Source organism: Kistimonas asteriae, assembly GCF_018263925.1.
Lineage (GTDB): Bacteria > Pseudomonadota > Gammaproteobacteria > Pseudomonadales > Endozoicomonadaceae > Kistimonas > Kistimonas asteriae.
On record NZ_JAEVHF010000001.1, the window covers coordinates 88,591 to 103,614 of the forward strand.

A 15,024-nucleotide genomic window follows, 5' to 3' on the forward strand; every position below is an offset into this window, starting at 1 on the left:
ATCACCATCAGCACATACTAAAACACTTGCTCTTCCCAACAGATTCGCTGATTCACTCATCTAAACAGGCCTCCCAGGCCTGTATCGCCTGCTTGCGAGCCACACCCCAGCGAAAGCTGCCCAACTCACCATCACTCCTGATAACACGATGACAGGGGATCAAATAACCCACCGTATTGGCTGCCAGCGCGCTCCCGACTGCCCGCTGGGCACTGGGCACACCGGCCAATTCCGCCAGTTGCCGGTAAGAAACCACCTGGGATGATGGTACCGTCAACAGCGCCTCCCAGACCTTGATCTGAAAATTGGTGCCACGAATCACCAGATGCAACTTGCCACGCTCAAGTTCCTTGGCAAAAATCTGGCCAGACAACAGAGAGGCCGCCTGATCATCCCGCTGCAGCGTAGATTCAGGCCAACGGCTCTTCAATGATTCGACCTGCACAGCCTCATCACTGTCACAGAAAACCAGATGGCAAATCCCCCGCGGCGTCCAACCTAGGAGCGCCAGCCCAAAAGGGGTCTGCGCCAGACCAAAACCAATCACCAGCCCCCGTCCCAATGCTTTGATTTCACCAGGTGACATAGCCTCACAACTCACCATCAGATCATGGAGTCGCCCGGGGCCCGACAACCCGGCATCCAGGGAGACACCCAACACATCCTGTGACGCCCTGAGCGCCTCAAGTGCATGCGACTTGGTGACGTATTGCAAAAATCGTTTGGGTGATACACCAGCCCAGGCGGTAAACACCCGTTGCAGATGATATTCACTAAAACCCATCACTTCCGCGATCTCTTTCAGTGTTGGCTGACACCTTGCATTGGCACGTATATAGTGAATCGCCTGAGCAATAGCCTGATATTGTTGTGCCGAATCCAGCGCACAGTCATTCATAATCAACCGCCTTAGAAAATCTAACCTGCCTGATCCGCGGCAGAAAACCTGTAACCAGTGCAGTTCCGAGGAGAACCAGTAGTGTACCCAACACGGTATGCCAGCCCACAAGTTCCCCCAGAAAGAGATAGCCCCAGAATATACCAAACACTGGAATCAGAAACGTCACCGACAATGCCGCTGACGCACCCACATCGGCAACCAGACGAAAATAGAGGAGATAGGCAAAGCCGGTACAAAGCACACCCAGCATCAGCACCGCCAGAAGAATCGGGACATCTGGTGCAGTATCGACCGATGAGAATGGCACCAAGGGCAACAGTAGCAATGTCGCTGCCCACATACTGCCATGGGCATTATCAAATGGCTTGATATGAGCCACTGATTGCGCATAAACACTGGCCACACCATACAGGCAGGCAGCCCCAAAACCGGCCACCAAGGCTAATGAAGCCCCTTCTAACTTAGCTGCACTATCAAATCCGACAAGCACACTGACACCCGCAATCCCCAGAAACAGCCCTGTCATTTGGCGCGGCATCAATGGCTTCCTATACCATAACGCCCCGATCAACGCGCCCCAAAGTGGCGCCGTGGCATTAATAACCGACAGTAGTGATGCGGTCAGCGTCTGCACAGCATAGGCAAACAGGAGAAAAGGTAACGCTGAATTCACGAAACCAAGAATCAGGAAATGACGCCAATTCTGGATGGGGGGTAGCGATTTTTTCAGTACGCCGGCTGTCATCAGCAGAAACACTGCCGCCAGAGCAACCCGAACTTCCATTAGCAAGGCCGGTCCCAGCACCGGTACGCCTATACGAATGAAAATAAAGGAACTTCCCCAAATCGCGGCCAAAGACACCAGACATAACGCACTCGCCCAACGCATAATCCGCTTCCCTGTGATGACGGGTATGGCTCGACGATAAACACCTATACATCCGTCAACCACCCGTTTCTTGCGCTCCCTTCACTCTCGCATGACAGTGCGCAAAATGGAATTCCGGATAATGTGCACACCGGTTAAAAAGACCAGTACTATCAAGCACGGATAAAACCTGCCGCAGATTAAGGCTCCAGCCCCAATCCACCCATCACTCCCTCATACCATGCCTGAAAACAGTGCAACACAGCCTTGTGTTTGAATGGCAACATTCTTGAAACGTTTTTCCAGAGCCCGCTTTAATTCTTCCAACGTATCGGTCAGATTAGAAAAAATGCCATGACGGTTGTAATGTCGCATCAATTTGACAGCAGCCCAGTTAGGCACGCCTTTGTCGTTCAGGATGGTTGAACCAAAGACTGTTGCTCCCGGCTTCGTAACAGCCTGAAGGTAATCAAACACGGCCGCCTTCTCAGCGATAGTGCCAGGTAAGCAATGCAACAGGTAATTGAGCGCCACAGAGTCAAACGGTGCTATCTCACGGTGAACGGGTTCAAGAACATTTTGCTGATACACCTCAGGCGAATAGCGCGCCACCCGTTTGGCGGTAAAAGCTAAAGAATTAGGGTTCATATCCATCAAGGCCAGCCGGGGTGACGGGGCAGGAAAACGGCAGCGATCCAGAAAGTAACCAGAGCCCACGCCCACATCAAGGTGGTTATTGGATAGATGCTGGTTGTAATGGGCTACCAGCTTGGGTGATGGGCATTTCCAGACAAGCCGGTTGGACAACAGAAGAACCCGAATATCATATATCAGGAGCATTCTCCGGGTATAAACGGCTTGACCAGCCTCTACCTCCTGTTCACTGGCATGCATGGTTCACCCTCTCATTATTCAAAGAATTGATTGTCGATTTACGACGATATAGTCGATCATAAGGTGAAAAGCGCCCCCATTTAACAACTAGTAGCTTATTACAGTATTTGACAAACCACATAACAAACATTAATAGACTTGGCCAATCTACTTACTTTAATTAGAAGACATAAAAGACCGCTATTGGTTCAGACCACGCCATAAACGCTAAGAATTCAATGAAATTCACATAGCAAAACTAGCTTTCGCGATTTTAGCGCCGCCTCTGTGAGACTTTTTGTTATAGAACAATACTTAGCCTCAACATTCGCCTAACAAAGCAAACAGAATAACTGTCACATTTAGCGCGATAAAAAGGAACTTTTCCATATACAGGAATGTCTATATAACTAGTCATTTAGTATCGGTATAAAAGTAACTTCATAGTTATAGCATGCCGCCTACATCACACTAGGCTTGACCACTTGCCATTTGATTAGTTACTAACTTTTAGAAAATTTAACGCATGGCAACGAACACTTTTAGCATTTACATACGGTAATTTAGAGGAGATTCAGCATGGAAGGTGCAAAATCGCCTGATTGGAAAGGATCAAACCCATCACCTCATAGTGACAATGCCCCCCCTCCCTCCCCTCGACAAGGAAGCAGTCGCGGGTTCTCCCACCGAGAAACTACAGAGGCATCTTCTACAACCCCGATATTGCAGCAGCTCCAATCTCAAGTTGAAAAACTTCCCGGTATAATGCATGTCGATGTCGGTAAGGTGCTGAATACAAATCAAGCCAGAGAGGCTGATTCAGATAATAGAGCCGACGATCCAGAGGATGCAACAAAACAAAGGGAGAGCCCCCCTCAACGACCAGATGAAGGGCATCGTTGTATTCACAGCTTCGCAATCAAAGCACTAAAGGTTACAACCCTTATTATTGCTACGCCTGTCATAGTCCTTGGAGTATCCATTATATGCAGTGGGGGCCTTGCAGCATTCACGGCGAATCAGACTTACAAGGCGCTGACCGAAAAAAATGTGCATTACGTCTGTGCGGGAATAGCAGCTTTTGGCGCCGGTATGCTGGGTGCCACAGGTGGGCTTGTGGCTGGTCCAGTTATCGCTATCGTTGTTGAATGCATAACTATCAAAGATGAGATCTTTGATAGTAGTACGCTGCGACGGATCTTCGAATCATTTAAATCAAAAGCTGCCGATGAACCCAATCAAACTGAAGATACACCAAAGGCACCTGACACCCCATAAAGCTCGAGCGGTATTGCCGCTTATTGACTGCGAAGATAGGCGTGAATATACATCTTTCTATCCCAGTCAGACCTGTGCCGCTGAACAAGAGACCGTCATAACGAACAGACTAAAACATGCCACCAGTCACTATTATGACATCGGGGAAGGGGGAAGGGAGAAGGGAGAAGGGAGAAGGGAGAAGGGAGAAGGGAGAAGGGAGAAGGGAGAAGGGAGAATTGGCAGTATCCAACATAATACCCGCCATGACTAACCACCTTTTTCATGGTGGTTAGTCATGGCAAAAAAAATCCCCGATGACATGATGCCACCGGGGATTAAATAAAAACGAACATGACAAGAGATAAGTGTTACGGAGCAGCTTATCTGGGTACAGATTATCCAGACCCAACCGATTAAAACCTATTCGTAGATTTACGCGACACTTTTCGGATACTGACAAAACGCTAACGTTCAACCGTTATCGGATCCTGCAAGGCTGCGATGCGTCCATCCTGTAACGGCGCAAGCCGTAAATCGGCGTACCAAGCCTGAGCCAGGCTGCCAGAATTATCGGAATCCGTCATGATGGCAACCAGGTCAACACTGTCGATAGACTCACCAAACACCCGCATCCAGTCTTCCACCACATTGCGCTGAACCTGTCGCCACTGGCCCGCGCCATGTCCACGACCATTGACGGCAATCACATGAATTTGATCACTGAAGGGACTTTTCCACTCATCCCCTGTTCGGTGCTGGTCAGACCAGACATAGACGATACACTTCGCCCCCCACACCCCCAGCATTGACATTCGCCCGATATAGACCCTGGCAGCAAAGTCCTGACCTTTATCACGGGCTGTGCCATCGCTAATGTCGGGAAAACGGTCCACCTTCCAGGCCCATTGAAGCACCGGTGTCTCATCCAGATGAACCGTACGCCGGTGATAATAGCCGGACGCACTGCCATGGCTGGTTGCTTTCAAAACACGTCCGTAGATTTTATCCATAGCCGGTGAATAGTCAGTCTCCCCCTTAAAATGGTGAGATTCCCAGTCATTCAAACGTGTGATATCCAGCAACGGTTTGTCAGCCTTCGCAACACCCACTGCAAGACAACATAACAGCAAGCCTTCCGTTATTTTTCGCGCCATGGTCTGTACCGGCTATTTTCAGTGACACTTTCCATCTGACCACAGCCTGTTCAACAGTGGCAAGTTGACCAGCAAGAAATCTGATTACGCTGCGTCAACTTTCCAAGCCAGTTCACAATGAAGCACAACAGATACCGACAATGACTGATCAACACGCTACACAACTTGCGCATGGACACCGCGCTATCGTGATCAGCGGCCGCATCGTGGAACTCTGCGCAGCCCGGCCATCAGTGATTTTTGTGAAGAAGTGATCATCATCGAACGTGACTCACTGAACAGCGCTAACGTTAACCGCAAATCTACCAACCATAGCCATTATCTTTTATATGGTGGCACCATCATGGAACACCTCAAGACCATAACGACAGTAACACCATCTCCGGGCGCAGGCTCAACTTCCTTTCCAGCGCAATAGCACATAGAGTATGGCGTTTACAGGCCATTACCTCGCCATCGTCTGGCGTCAAAGATACCATGCAAGACCACACACCCGCTCAACACACAACACTGTTGTTTAATAAACCTTATATGGTATTGACTCAGTTTACGGATACGGAAGGACGTGCCACGCTGGCCGATTACGTGCCGATCAAAGGTGTCTATGCCGCCGGCCGACTGGATCGGGACAGTGAAGGACTGCTGCTGCTTACCAGTGATGGTCAGCTGCAAAGCTATATTGCCGGCCCCCGCTTCAAACAACCCAAAACGTACTGGGTACAGGTCGAAGGCATTCCCTCAAACGACAAACTGGCACAACTGCGCAAAGGGGTCATGCTCAAAGATGGTATGACAAAACCTGCAGAGGTTCGCCAAATACCAGAGCCGGATCTCTGGCCTCGCAACCCGCCAGTACGTTACCGCAAATCAATCCCCGACTGCTGGCTTGAAATCACGATTCGGGAAGGCCGCAATCGCCAGGTAAGGCGCATGACCGCAGCCATCGGCCACCCCACCCTGCGCCTGGTGCGTTACCGGATTGGCCCCTGGACACTCAACGGACTGGCACCCGGGGAATATTGCGAGACCACGCCACCGGCAATACCCTGCCAGCCCCAGGCGCGCCCGTCAGGGCCATTCAGCCATAAAGAAAAGACGAAAACTTATCGCGCATCGGGCAAACGAAACGCCCCACCCGGGAAAAAACGCCCCTATAAATCCAAATCCAAGACGGAGCAACGAAAGCCATGGTGACCCGCCCCCCATTGAGCCTTCTGCGCATTGCGTTTATCACGGCACTGATTGTCACCATGGCGCTTTCGCTCATGCCCAATGCCTATGACCCGATACTGAGCGTTTGGGACAAAGCAAAACATTTCGCTGCTTTTTTTCTGCTGATGGCTCTCTTTCATAAAGCCTGGCCCAATCGACCGACTTTTCTGAAAAAGTGCCTGCTGCTGGTGCTGTATGGATTATTAGTAGAAAGCCTGCAAACACTGACGCCTGACCGTCATTTCTCTCTGCTGGATCTATTGGCCAATACCACAGGCATTGCTGCCTTTGCGTGCGCAATGCGCATGAAAGCTCTTATTTCAGAAAAATTATCTAACGGAAAAAAACAGAACAAGGTACAGGTGAATCCACCTGTACCCAACAAAGAATCAATAACTGATATGGAAACGGCGGAACAGGAACGCTACCACCCATAGCGGGCCAATCAACAGGAACTGCAGATCCTTGAAAAAGGACGGCTTCTTGCCTTCAATATGGTGCCCGATGAACTGGAAGATCCAGGCAATGACAAACAGAGTCAGCGCCACGGGCACGAGTACAGGCTCAATGTTGACAATAACCAGCAACATCAACGCCACACTGACAGCCATGGCTACCGCCAGCTTGATAGACAGACGCACATAAAACAGCAATGCTCCCACCATGAATGCGGTCGCCACGCTCCAGTGCAGGGCCCAGAGTAACCCGATCACGCAAAACGTGATCAACGGTACACAAACCCAGTGAATCAGTTTATTGGTTTTGTTGCGGTGACTATCACCGTACTCTACAAACCACTCCTCCAGCGATTTCATGGACAATTCTCCTGTATTCATTGTTATTGTCAGGCAAGACAATGACAGGCTACCCCGGTGGAACACCTGAAAAAACACCATCGGGCGCACAATCAACGGCTCATTGTTTGCCGTTTACCGGACAGTGTCAACATGAAGAACCATGGTACCAAGTACTATTAACCGCCCTACCGATAAACTTCAGCGGTCAGTCGGCCATATCTCAAGGCTTTGTGTATAATGCCCGCTGTTTTTTCAGCAGTCAGTATACGGGATCCCCTATTCATGGAGTCTTTTCTCAACGAGGATATTGCCAACCTGTTCGCCCAACAGGGGCTGGGTGACTTTGCCAGCCTGTGGGATCTCAAGCTGGACTGGTTTGAGCCCGTCAATGAGCGACGGGATGGCTGGAGCGGTGTGAGCCGTTACACCCTGCCTGGCGACCAGCCACTACAGATTTTCATCAAGCGCCAGCAAAACCACAACACCCGGCAACTACTGCACCCGATCCGCGGGGTGCCAACCTTTCAGCGTGAATACCATAATATCCGGCTGTTTCGGTCACATGACATCCCGACCCTGACACCCCTCTATTTTGGTGAACGCCGCTCAGAGAACAATGACCAGGCTATCCTGATCACACTGGCACTGGAGGGTTACGTGAACCTGTTTGACTGGTACCGCACTATTGCCCCCACCCAACCGGAGGCCACCATTCAACGGGTACTGGAAAGCATCGCCCAGGTCGCGCACAGGTTACACGATCAAGGCCTTGCCCATTACTGCCTATACCCTAACCATATCTTTGTCCGGACGAGCGACACAATCGTCAACGCGTTGTTGGATGCCAACCCCGAAATTATCCGCCTGATCGATCTGGAAAAGGCGCGATGGCAGCCCATCAACCATATCCGACGCTTCAAGGATCTGGAGTGTTTTATGCGTCACGCCCAAGGCTTCTCACTGTCTCACATCCACTACCTGCTGGATTGTTATTTCGGTGAAGGCGTAGTCCCGGGCGGGAAACGCCTGCATCAACGGCTACTGAAAGCCCTGAAAGACAAAAAGCAGCGGCTGCCTGACTTTTACCGGGATTAAATGACCCACTATCGCCCTATGACAGAGCCTCCCGGTCAACTGTTTTGGGCGTTGTCTTTTTTGGGGCGCAGGGTTAACTCGCCGTCCATGATCACCATGGAAACAGGCCCTTCGACCATCACACGCCCTATGGCGCTGTCTTCCGGTACCGATATCAGATAAAACGGATCCAACCGGCTACCAATCAGCGACGCCAAACCGCCCCCGAGCAAAGGCTGAATGGCATCCAGCCCAAGATCCAGGTCAGCCGAACTGATGGTAATATCATCCAGAACAACCGCCTGCTCTGCAGTGCTGAAAATCAACCGTGCTGTACCCGTGAGTGTGATCGGGGCAGGCTCTGTCAGCAGGGCGCCCGCGAGATCCACATCAAACCGACCCTTCAGGGTAAAACTGACCCTATCGCCATTTCGATCAAAATGGATAGACGGCGTATCCAAATAGAGCTGTGAACGGATATTGGCTGGCAGATCCACTGCCACCAGGCGCGGTGCCTGAAACTGGCTGTTAACCAGTGCTTGAAACTTCGGCTCCGGCAACGTCACTTCAGAGTTCGAGCATGCCGACAATGTAAGCAAAACTACAACACAAACAACCAACCGGTTGATTACCGACACAGCGTACCACCCCTTCAATCAGAAACCAGCATCTGAGCTTAACGGAAACCAGAACCTGTTGACTACCGATTTGTACCCAACTGAACATGTCTGGATCAACAGACTATCCATCCTTAAATACGACAACCAAACAAAGGTATGAGTTTCTATTTCCAATAACGGTCAACCTTTTAATATCAATAGAGAATAAATATATTAGGGAACCTGCGAGCAAGTAACGTTAAAGAAACACAGTGAATGAAAAGTCATTAATTCACTATTATCCAACCTGAAAATTACTCAGGTTCTTGCCATTGAAGCCGATTTTCCGGCTTTCGGATACATTAACCCTGCATCCGAATCATTTGATCCAGTCTAACCATGTTTGCCAGAGCGAATAACATCGCCAGCTTGCCATCATTTTTCCGAAGTCCCCGATAACGGGCTTTGATAAATCCAAACTGGCATTTGATGATTCTGAAGGGATGTTCCACCTTGGCCCGGATGCTGGCTTTAAGGTATTCCGTTTTCAAAATGACTTTATTGATTCGAGGATGTTTCCTGAGTCTCTTCAACTTGCCTGGTTGTTCGGCTATATGCCACTGTACAGCGTCTGTATTGAGCTCTTTTCGCTTCTCAGCTCCTCTGGAGCCGGCATCAGCAAAGACAAACTGTTCATCACCATGCAACAGGTTACTGGCTTGATTAAGGTCATGCTCATTAGCGGCCGTTGTCGTCAGGCTATGGATTAAACCTGTACGGGCGTCGACACCGATATGTGCTTTCATGCCGAAGTATCATTGATTTCCCTTTCTGGTTTGATGCATTTCAGGATCTCGCTGCCCCGTCTGATTCTTTGTGGATGTCGGAGCTTCGATGATCGTGGCATCGACCAGTGAACCTTCTTTCAGAACGATACCAGACTCTGTCAGCCATTGGTTTACGTCCGTGAAAATAGCCCGAGCCAGATTGTGAGCCTCCAGCAGGTGTCGAAAGTTCATAATGGTTGTGCGATCTGGAATTGCTTTATCCAGAGATAATCTGGCAAATAATCGCATGGACCTAATTTCATAAAGGACATCTTCCATGGCCGGATAACTGAGGCTGTACCATTGCTGAAGGCAGTGTATCCAGAGCATGGTGGATAACGGGTAAGGTCTAAGCCCCATTACCGGATTTGGGGTAATGAGGCTCAATAATGGCCTCAAGACGATGCCAGGGAATCAGTTTATCCATACGGGCAAGAAATATTTCTTTGCGGGTCTGGCGACGCTTTTGAGTAAATTCTGAGCCAGAAAAGCTGAGCTGTTAGTCCATGACTAATCTCCGGCAAAGGCTGAGTGGAGATTAACTTATTATTGGGGACTAATCGCAGGTTCATTACTAATGAAATACATCACATAGAAGGCGAGGAAAGAAAAATCAGTCAACAAAAGTCAGTAATGGAAGCTGCAGATCAATATCTGAGATGGTGTGAGTATGATTCGGAAGGCTCAAGCATCTCTTATCGCTCAGATATGACAGCATACAAATAAAAAAGGGAGAGCTGGCGGACTCTCCCTTTTTCGTGTGCTGACGGAAATCGTTTGCCGTTAGGCCAGAGCGCCCTTGGCGTGCTCTACGATCTGGGTGAATGCACCCTTCTCGTGGACAGCCAGATCAGCCAGAACCTTACGGTCGATCTCGATGTTGGCCTTCTTCAGACCCGCAATCATGCGGCTGTAGGTCAGACCGTTTGCACGGGCGCCGGCGTTGATACGGGCGATCCACAGTGCACGGAACTGACGCTTGCGCTGACGACGGTCACGGTAGGCATACTGGCCAGCCTTGGTAACCGCCTGCTTGGCTACACGGAATACTCGTGAACGAGCGCCGTAGTAACCTTTGGCCTGCTTCAGTACTTTCTTGTGACGACGACGGGCGACGACACCACGTTTTACACGTGCCATAAGCTTAACTCTCCAAAAACCTTAAACTGAACAAATAGACAATTAGACGCGAAGCATCCGCTCAACCAGCGGCTTGTCGGCAGGGCACACCAGATTGGTGCCACGCAGCTGACGCTTACGCTTGGTGGTCATCTTGGTCAGGATGTGGCTCTTGAAGGCTGACTTACGCTTGAAACCGCTGGCGGTTTTCTTGAAGCGCTTGGCAGCTCCGCTTTTGGTCTTCATCTTAGGCATTGCTAAAACTCCGCATTTGGGCGATCGGTCCCACTTCCATGGAAGGGTTAACCCGATGCCGATTTGATAAAAAAACAAAGTATTCCGAAAAAAGGAAACCTGTCCGACCGTGAGACCGGACAGGTTTACCGGTTTACCGAATTACTTTTTCTTTCGGGGTCCAAGGATCATGATCAGTTGACGGCCTTCCATCTTCGGACGCTGTTCCACGACACCCACTTCTTCCAGGTCTTTTTCAACCCGGTTGAGGAGTTCCATGCCCAGCTCCTGGTGAGCCATCTCCCGACCGCGGTATCGCAGCGATACCTTGGCCTTATTGCCCTCTTCAAGGAAACGTATCAGGTTGCGCAGTTTTACCTGATAATCCCCTTCTTCAGTCCCGGGACGGAATTTGACTTCCTTCACCTGGGTCTGTTGCTGCTTCTTCTTGGCAACCGCTTTCTGTTTCTTTGTCTCGTACAGATGCTTGCCATAATCCATGATTTTACAGACCGGTGGCTCGCTGGTCGCGTTGATTTCCACCAAGTCCAGTCCAGCACTAACGGCCTGCTCGAGAGCGTCACGGAATGCGACTATGCCAACCTGCTGGCCATCAGCGTCTATCAGACGTACTTCTTGTGCACGAATATTCTGATTTATCGGTGCAGCAGGTGCCTGCCGCCGATCCCGTGGGTTAGGACGTTTAATTGCTATATCTCCTGTCTATTCGTCGGAAGCCGTCGCTACACGGCCACGTCTGGCAATCTCTGCCGCCAGCATTCCCTGGAATGCTTCGATCGTCATGGAACCGAGATCTTCCCCGGAACGCGTACGGACGGCGACAGTGCCGGATTCTACTTCCTTATCCCCTACAACAACGAGATAAGGTACACGTTCAATCGTGTGCTGGCGGATTTTAAAGCCGATCTTCTCATTTCTCAAGTCCGCTTTTACCCGGAAACCCTGTTCTTTAAGGGTTTTTTCCAGTTCAGTGACGTAATCGGCCTGTGCATCAGTGATGTTCAACACCGCGACCTGCACCGGCGCCAGCCAGATTGGGAACCGGCCTTCGTAATGTTCAATAAGAATACCGATGAAGCGCTCAAAGGAACCCAGGATTGCACGGTGCAGCATGACCGGGGTCTTGCGCTCACCATCCTCGTCCACGTACTCGGCGCCCAGTCGGCCCGGCATGGAGAAATCGACCTGTACAGTGCCACACTGCCAGACACGACCCAGGCAGTCCTTCAGGGAGAACTCAATCTTCGGACCATAAAACGCACCTTCACCGGGCAGTTCTTCCCAGGGCAAACCCTTCGCATCCAGGGCTTCGGCCAGGGCTTTTTCCGCCTTGTCCCAGCTTTCATCGGAACCGACCCGCTTTTCCGGGCGAGTGGACAGTTTGTAGATCAGATTCTCGAAACCAAAGTCATCGTAGACTTCGTGCAGGAAATCGATGAAGTCAGACACTTCGTTCTGGATCTGGTCTTCGGTCACGAAGATATGCGCATCATCCTGAACAAAGCCACGCACGCGCATGATGCCGTGCAACGCACCAGACGGTTCGTTACGGTGACAGGAACCGAATTCCGCCAGACGCAACGGCAGGTCACGGTAGCTGCGCAGCCCCTGATTGAATACCTGGACGTGGCAGGGACAGTTCATCGGCTTGATGGCAAAGTCGTGGTTTTCGGAACTGGTCGTGAACATGTCGTCCTTGAACTTGTCCCAGTGACCGGACTTTTCCCACAGGCTACGATCAACCACCTGCGGCGTTTTAATCTCCAGGTAGCCGTGATCATGCTGTTTCTGGCGCATGTACTGCTCCAGCACCTGGTAGATGGTCCAGCCGTTCGGATGCCAGAACACCATGCCTGGCGCTTCTTCCTGCAGGTGGAACAGATCCAGTTTCTTCGCCAGCTTACGGTGATCCCGCTTTTCCGCTTCCTCAATACGCTTAATGTAGGCTTTGAGCTCTTTCTTGTCGCCCCAGGCGGTACCATAGACACGGGTCAACATCTTGTTCTTGTTATCGCCCCGCCAGTAGGCACCGGCCAGCTTGGTCAGTTTGAACGCTTTCAGGAAACGGGTATTGGGTACGTGGGGGCCACGGCACATATCCACGTATTCTTCATGGTGATAAAGACCCACCTGCTCAACGGAATCATCCATCCCGTCGATGATTTCCATCTTGTAGGTTTCACCACGCTCTTCGAAGAGTCGGCGGGCTTCCGCTGTTGGCGTCCACTTCTTGATGACGTCGTAATTCCTGCCAATCAGATCCTGCATCCGCTTTTCCAGCACCTGAAGATCTTCCGGTGTGAAAGGCTCATCGGTATCGATGTCGTAATAGAAACCTTCCTCGATCACCGGTCCGATCGCCATTTTGGCATCCGGGCGTAATTGCTTGATCGCATGACCGATCAAGTGGGCGCATGAATGGCGGATAATCTCCAGACCTTCCGGGTCGCGGGGAGTAATGATTGCGAGTTCAGCATCATCACTGATGGTTTCACAGGCATCCATCAGCTGACCGTTCACACGACCAGCCAAGGTCGACTTGGCCAGGCCGGGACCGATATCGGCAGCCACGTCCAGGATAGTCAGAGGGTTATCGTATTGGCGCTTGCTACCATCAGGAAGGGTAATTACGGGCATCAGGGGTCCTTAGTGTTGTCAGTGGCGACCCGTACCAAGGGCCGCATGAGGCTCAACGTTTTGCCTGCCGACATCATGTCTGTTATCTGAAGCATCATTAGCAACAGGCCACAGACAAATAAAACAAATAGAATCAGGCAGGCATACAAAAGAAGTTGTTATACGGGCTACAGAAAAATTGTCAACCGCAAACACGGGAAACAGTAAAAGTAACACGGCCATTCACCCTGCACACTGTGGAAAACCGACACCGTCATTGCTACCAGAAATAGCGCACCTTTCGACTCATGCCCGGCGATGGATAGCGATCCATATTCTCAGCGGTCACCAGCGCCACCGGCGTATACTGATTGCCTTTGCAATTGCCCATCGCTTTATTGATACCGTAGATGCCCTGTTTTTCAGGAAACCATTCCACGGTCGCCAACAGCTGACCATTGCGCAACCAGGGACGTGCCGACATCAGATTATCAAACCCTGTCACCACAATATGGTTTTGCCGGCCAGCCGCCTCAATCGCTATCAGGGCACCAACGGCCATATTGTCGCCAGCTGAAACAACCCCTTTCAGGTTGGGGTATTTTTTCAACCACCCAGCCACAATCTTTTCAGCCCGATCCTGTTGCCAGCCTGCAGCTTCAATAGCGACCACTTTCAAACCCGCCGCTTTCAGTGCATGCCGAAACCCCGTCACCCGCTCGAAGGAACTGGTATCACCTGGTCGGCCCGCCAGTATGGCCACCTGATCGCCCGGCGAAAGTCGACTGGCCACCAGGTCCGCCACGTCTTTCGCTACCGCCCGGTTATCCGGACCAACCCAGGGAATGACCAGCTGTTTATTGCCCATCAACCGGGTATCCAGCCGACTGCCAATATTGACGACACACACACCCTTCTTTCTGGCCTGAAGCAATTCAGGTAACAGCGCCTGATCATCAGCGGGCGCCAGAACAATACCCGACACATGACCTGCCAGTAATTGCCGTAAAAAGGCACGCTGTACATCCACATCCCCTTCCTGCAATGCCCCACCTGCATTCAGCCTGAAGGGTGGCTTGGCGGACTGCTGGTAGGTTCTCACCGTATTCTCCACCGACTGGTAGAGCTGACCATCCAGCCCATGCAGCACCAGCCCGATCACTGGCAGCGGCTCCACCGTTTTCCCTGCGGGCGGCTGACCTTGCTCGACAGCCATGGTATCAGCGCTGCAATAAAGACAAATAGCCAGCGTGTACCTGCTGATGCACCTCATCACTTTCTCACACCAGGCTTGCTCAGGAGCTTACAGTGTAGCCTGCAAATCGACAGACACGCCGTCAGCACGCGTTGACTGTCGTATTCAACCGCTGAAAGACACGTGCCTGACCACGTGTTTTCAAAATCGACGCTGCCCTTTGTCCGTATAGTGTATTATCCCGCTACTGATACAATGCCCACACTATGATCAT

The 15,024-nt window shown here is 51.1% G+C and carries 15 protein-coding genes and 1 pseudogene; 4 read left to right on the forward strand and 12 right to left on the reverse strand.

What is annotated here, in order from left to right:
* Window positions 1-52: 52 nt before the first annotated feature.
* From KHS78_RS00425 to KHS78_RS00435, 3 genes are all read right to left on the reverse strand, one after another.
* A complete protein-coding gene (locus tag KHS78_RS00425; RefSeq protein WP_211824134.1) occupies window positions 53-898 on the reverse strand; it encodes a methylated-DNA--[protein]-cysteine S-methyltransferase in 846 nt (281 codons plus the stop codon).
* A complete protein-coding gene (locus KHS78_RS00430; protein ID WP_211824136.1) occupies window positions 891-1,790 on the reverse strand; it encodes a DMT family transporter in 900 nt (299 codons plus the stop codon). The genes KHS78_RS00425 and KHS78_RS00430 overlap by 8 nt, the downstream gene beginning before the upstream one ends.
* A gap of 213 nt (window positions 1,791-2,003) precedes the next feature.
* The gene (locus KHS78_RS00435; protein WP_211824138.1) at window positions 2,004-2,663 is read right to left on the reverse strand and encodes a class I SAM-dependent methyltransferase; all 660 of its coding nucleotides are present in this window, start codon (window positions 2,661-2,663) and stop codon (window positions 2,004-2,006) included.
* Window positions 2,664-3,221: 558 nt separating this feature from the next.
* On the opposite strand from KHS78_RS00435, the gene KHS78_RS00440 reads away from it, so the two are divergent.
* On the forward strand, window positions 3,222-3,920 hold the full coding sequence (locus KHS78_RS00440; protein ID WP_211824140.1) for an SNARE domain-containing protein: 699 nt from the start codon (window positions 3,222-3,224) through the stop codon (window positions 3,918-3,920).
* A 446-nt stretch (window positions 3,921-4,366) separates the two neighbouring features.
* Here the strand turns inward: KHS78_RS00440 and KHS78_RS00445 are convergent, their stop codons facing one another.
* Window positions 4,367-5,056: a DUF3047 domain-containing protein gene (locus tag KHS78_RS00445; RefSeq protein WP_211824142.1), complete on the reverse strand. Its 690-nt coding sequence runs from the start codon at window positions 5,054-5,056 to the stop codon at window positions 4,367-4,369.
* 477 nt (window positions 5,057-5,533) lie between these two features.
* On the opposite strand from KHS78_RS00445, the gene KHS78_RS00450 reads away from it, so the two are divergent.
* Both KHS78_RS00450 and KHS78_RS00455 read left to right on the forward strand, forming a co-directional pair.
* Window positions 5,534-6,250 carry a pseudouridine synthase gene (locus tag KHS78_RS00450; RefSeq protein ID WP_211824144.1) on the forward strand — a complete coding sequence of 239 codons (717 nt, stop codon included), beginning with the start codon at window positions 5,534-5,536 and terminating at the stop codon, window positions 6,248-6,250.
* Complete coding sequence (locus KHS78_RS00455) at window positions 6,244-6,705, forward strand: VanZ family protein (protein WP_484825358.1); 462 nt, start codon at window positions 6,244-6,246, stop codon at window positions 6,703-6,705. The genes KHS78_RS00450 and KHS78_RS00455 overlap by 7 nt, the downstream gene beginning before the upstream one ends.
* Here KHS78_RS00455 and KHS78_RS00460 read toward each other — a convergent pair.
* On the reverse strand, window positions 6,658-7,083 hold the full coding sequence (locus KHS78_RS00460) for an Mpo1 family 2-hydroxy fatty acid dioxygenase (RefSeq protein WP_211824148.1): 426 nt from the start codon (window positions 7,081-7,083) through the stop codon (window positions 6,658-6,660). The genes KHS78_RS00455 and KHS78_RS00460 overlap by 48 nt on opposite strands.
* Window positions 7,084-7,347: 264 nt before the next feature.
* Between KHS78_RS00460 and KHS78_RS00465 the strand changes: the two genes are divergently transcribed.
* Window positions 7,348-8,160: a lipopolysaccharide kinase InaA family protein gene (locus tag KHS78_RS00465; RefSeq protein WP_211824150.1), complete on the forward strand. Its 813-nt coding sequence runs from the start codon at window positions 7,348-7,350 to the stop codon at window positions 8,158-8,160.
* Between the two features lie 35 nt (window positions 8,161-8,195).
* On the opposite strand, the gene KHS78_RS00470 is transcribed toward KHS78_RS00465, so the two are convergent.
* The 7 genes and pseudogenes from KHS78_RS00470 to KHS78_RS00500 all read right to left on the reverse strand — a co-directional run bounded on the left by KHS78_RS00470 (window position 8,196) and on the right by KHS78_RS00500 (window position 14,771).
* Window positions 8,196-8,705 carry a DUF1439 domain-containing protein gene (locus KHS78_RS00470; RefSeq protein WP_211824151.1) on the reverse strand — a complete coding sequence of 170 codons (510 nt, stop codon included), beginning with the start codon at window positions 8,703-8,705 and terminating at the stop codon, window positions 8,196-8,198.
* Window positions 8,706-9,100: 395 nt separating this feature from the next.
* Window positions 9,101-9,992: pseudogene (locus tag KHS78_RS00475) on the reverse strand (IS5 family transposase).
* Between the two features lie 356 nt (window positions 9,993-10,348).
* Window positions 10,349-10,705 carry a 50S ribosomal protein L20 gene (gene rplT, locus KHS78_RS00480; protein ID WP_211824153.1) on the reverse strand — a complete coding sequence of 119 codons (357 nt, stop codon included), beginning with the start codon at window positions 10,703-10,705 and terminating at the stop codon, window positions 10,349-10,351.
* A 42-nt stretch (window positions 10,706-10,747) separates the two neighbouring features.
* Entirely contained in the window at window positions 10,748-10,939 is a 192-nt protein-coding gene (rpmI, locus tag KHS78_RS00485) for a 50S ribosomal protein L35 (protein ID WP_211824155.1), read from the reverse strand.
* A gap of 141 nt (window positions 10,940-11,080) precedes the next feature.
* The gene (gene infC, locus KHS78_RS00490; RefSeq protein WP_425513951.1) at window positions 11,081-11,632 is read right to left on the reverse strand and encodes a translation initiation factor IF-3; all 552 of its coding nucleotides are present in this window, start codon (window positions 11,630-11,632) and stop codon (window positions 11,081-11,083) included.
* Window positions 11,633-11,641: 9 nt separating this feature from the next.
* The gene (thrS, locus tag KHS78_RS00495) at window positions 11,642-13,576 is read right to left on the reverse strand and encodes a threonine--tRNA ligase (protein ID WP_211824157.1); all 1,935 of its coding nucleotides are present in this window, start codon (window positions 13,574-13,576) and stop codon (window positions 11,642-11,644) included.
* A 259-nt stretch (window positions 13,577-13,835) separates the two neighbouring features.
* The gene (locus KHS78_RS00500; protein ID WP_211824159.1) at window positions 13,836-14,771 is read right to left on the reverse strand and encodes a substrate-binding domain-containing protein; all 936 of its coding nucleotides are present in this window, start codon (window positions 14,769-14,771) and stop codon (window positions 13,836-13,838) included.
* Window positions 14,772-15,024: the final 253 nt, after the last annotated feature.

Coding starts and splice junctions, on each gene's coding strand:
- KHS78_RS00425 (WP_211824134.1), bottom strand. CDS start 898: ATGAATGACTGTGCGCTGGATTCGGCACAACAATATCAGGCTATTGCT.
- KHS78_RS00445 (WP_211824142.1), bottom strand. CDS start 5,056: ATGGCGCGAAAAATAACGGAAGGCTTGCTGTTATGTTGTCTTGCAGTG.
- KHS78_RS00460 (WP_211824148.1), bottom strand. CDS start 7,083: ATGAAATCGCTGGAGGAGTGGTTTGTAGAGTACGGTGATAGTCACCGC.
- thrS (WP_211824157.1), bottom strand. CDS start 13,576: ATGCCCGTAATTACCCTTCCTGATGGTAGCAAGCGCCAATACGATAAC.
- rplT (WP_211824153.1), bottom strand. CDS start 10,705: ATGGCACGTGTAAAACGTGGTGTCGTCGCCCGTCGTCGTCACAAGAAA.
- KHS78_RS00440 (WP_211824140.1), top strand. CDS start 3,222: ATGGAAGGTGCAAAATCGCCTGATTGGAAAGGATCAAACCCATCACCT.
- KHS78_RS00455 (WP_484825358.1), top strand. CDS start 6,244: ATGGTGACCCGCCCCCCATTGAGCCTTCTGCGCATTGCGTTTATCACG.
- KHS78_RS00500 (WP_211824159.1), bottom strand. CDS start 14,771: ATGGCTGTCGAGCAAGGTCAGCCGCCCGCAGGGAAAACGGTGGAGCCG.
- KHS78_RS00430 (WP_211824136.1), bottom strand. CDS start 1,790: ATGCGTTGGGCGAGTGCGTTATGTCTGGTGTCTTTGGCCGCGATTTGG.
- KHS78_RS00450 (WP_211824144.1), top strand. CDS start 5,534: ATGCAAGACCACACACCCGCTCAACACACAACACTGTTGTTTAATAAA.
- KHS78_RS00465 (WP_211824150.1), top strand. CDS start 7,348: ATGGAGTCTTTTCTCAACGAGGATATTGCCAACCTGTTCGCCCAACAG.
- KHS78_RS00435 (WP_211824138.1), bottom strand. CDS start 2,663: ATGCATGCCAGTGAACAGGAGGTAGAGGCTGGTCAAGCCGTTTATACC.
- rpmI (WP_211824155.1), bottom strand. CDS start 10,939: ATGCCTAAGATGAAGACCAAAAGCGGAGCTGCCAAGCGCTTCAAGAAA.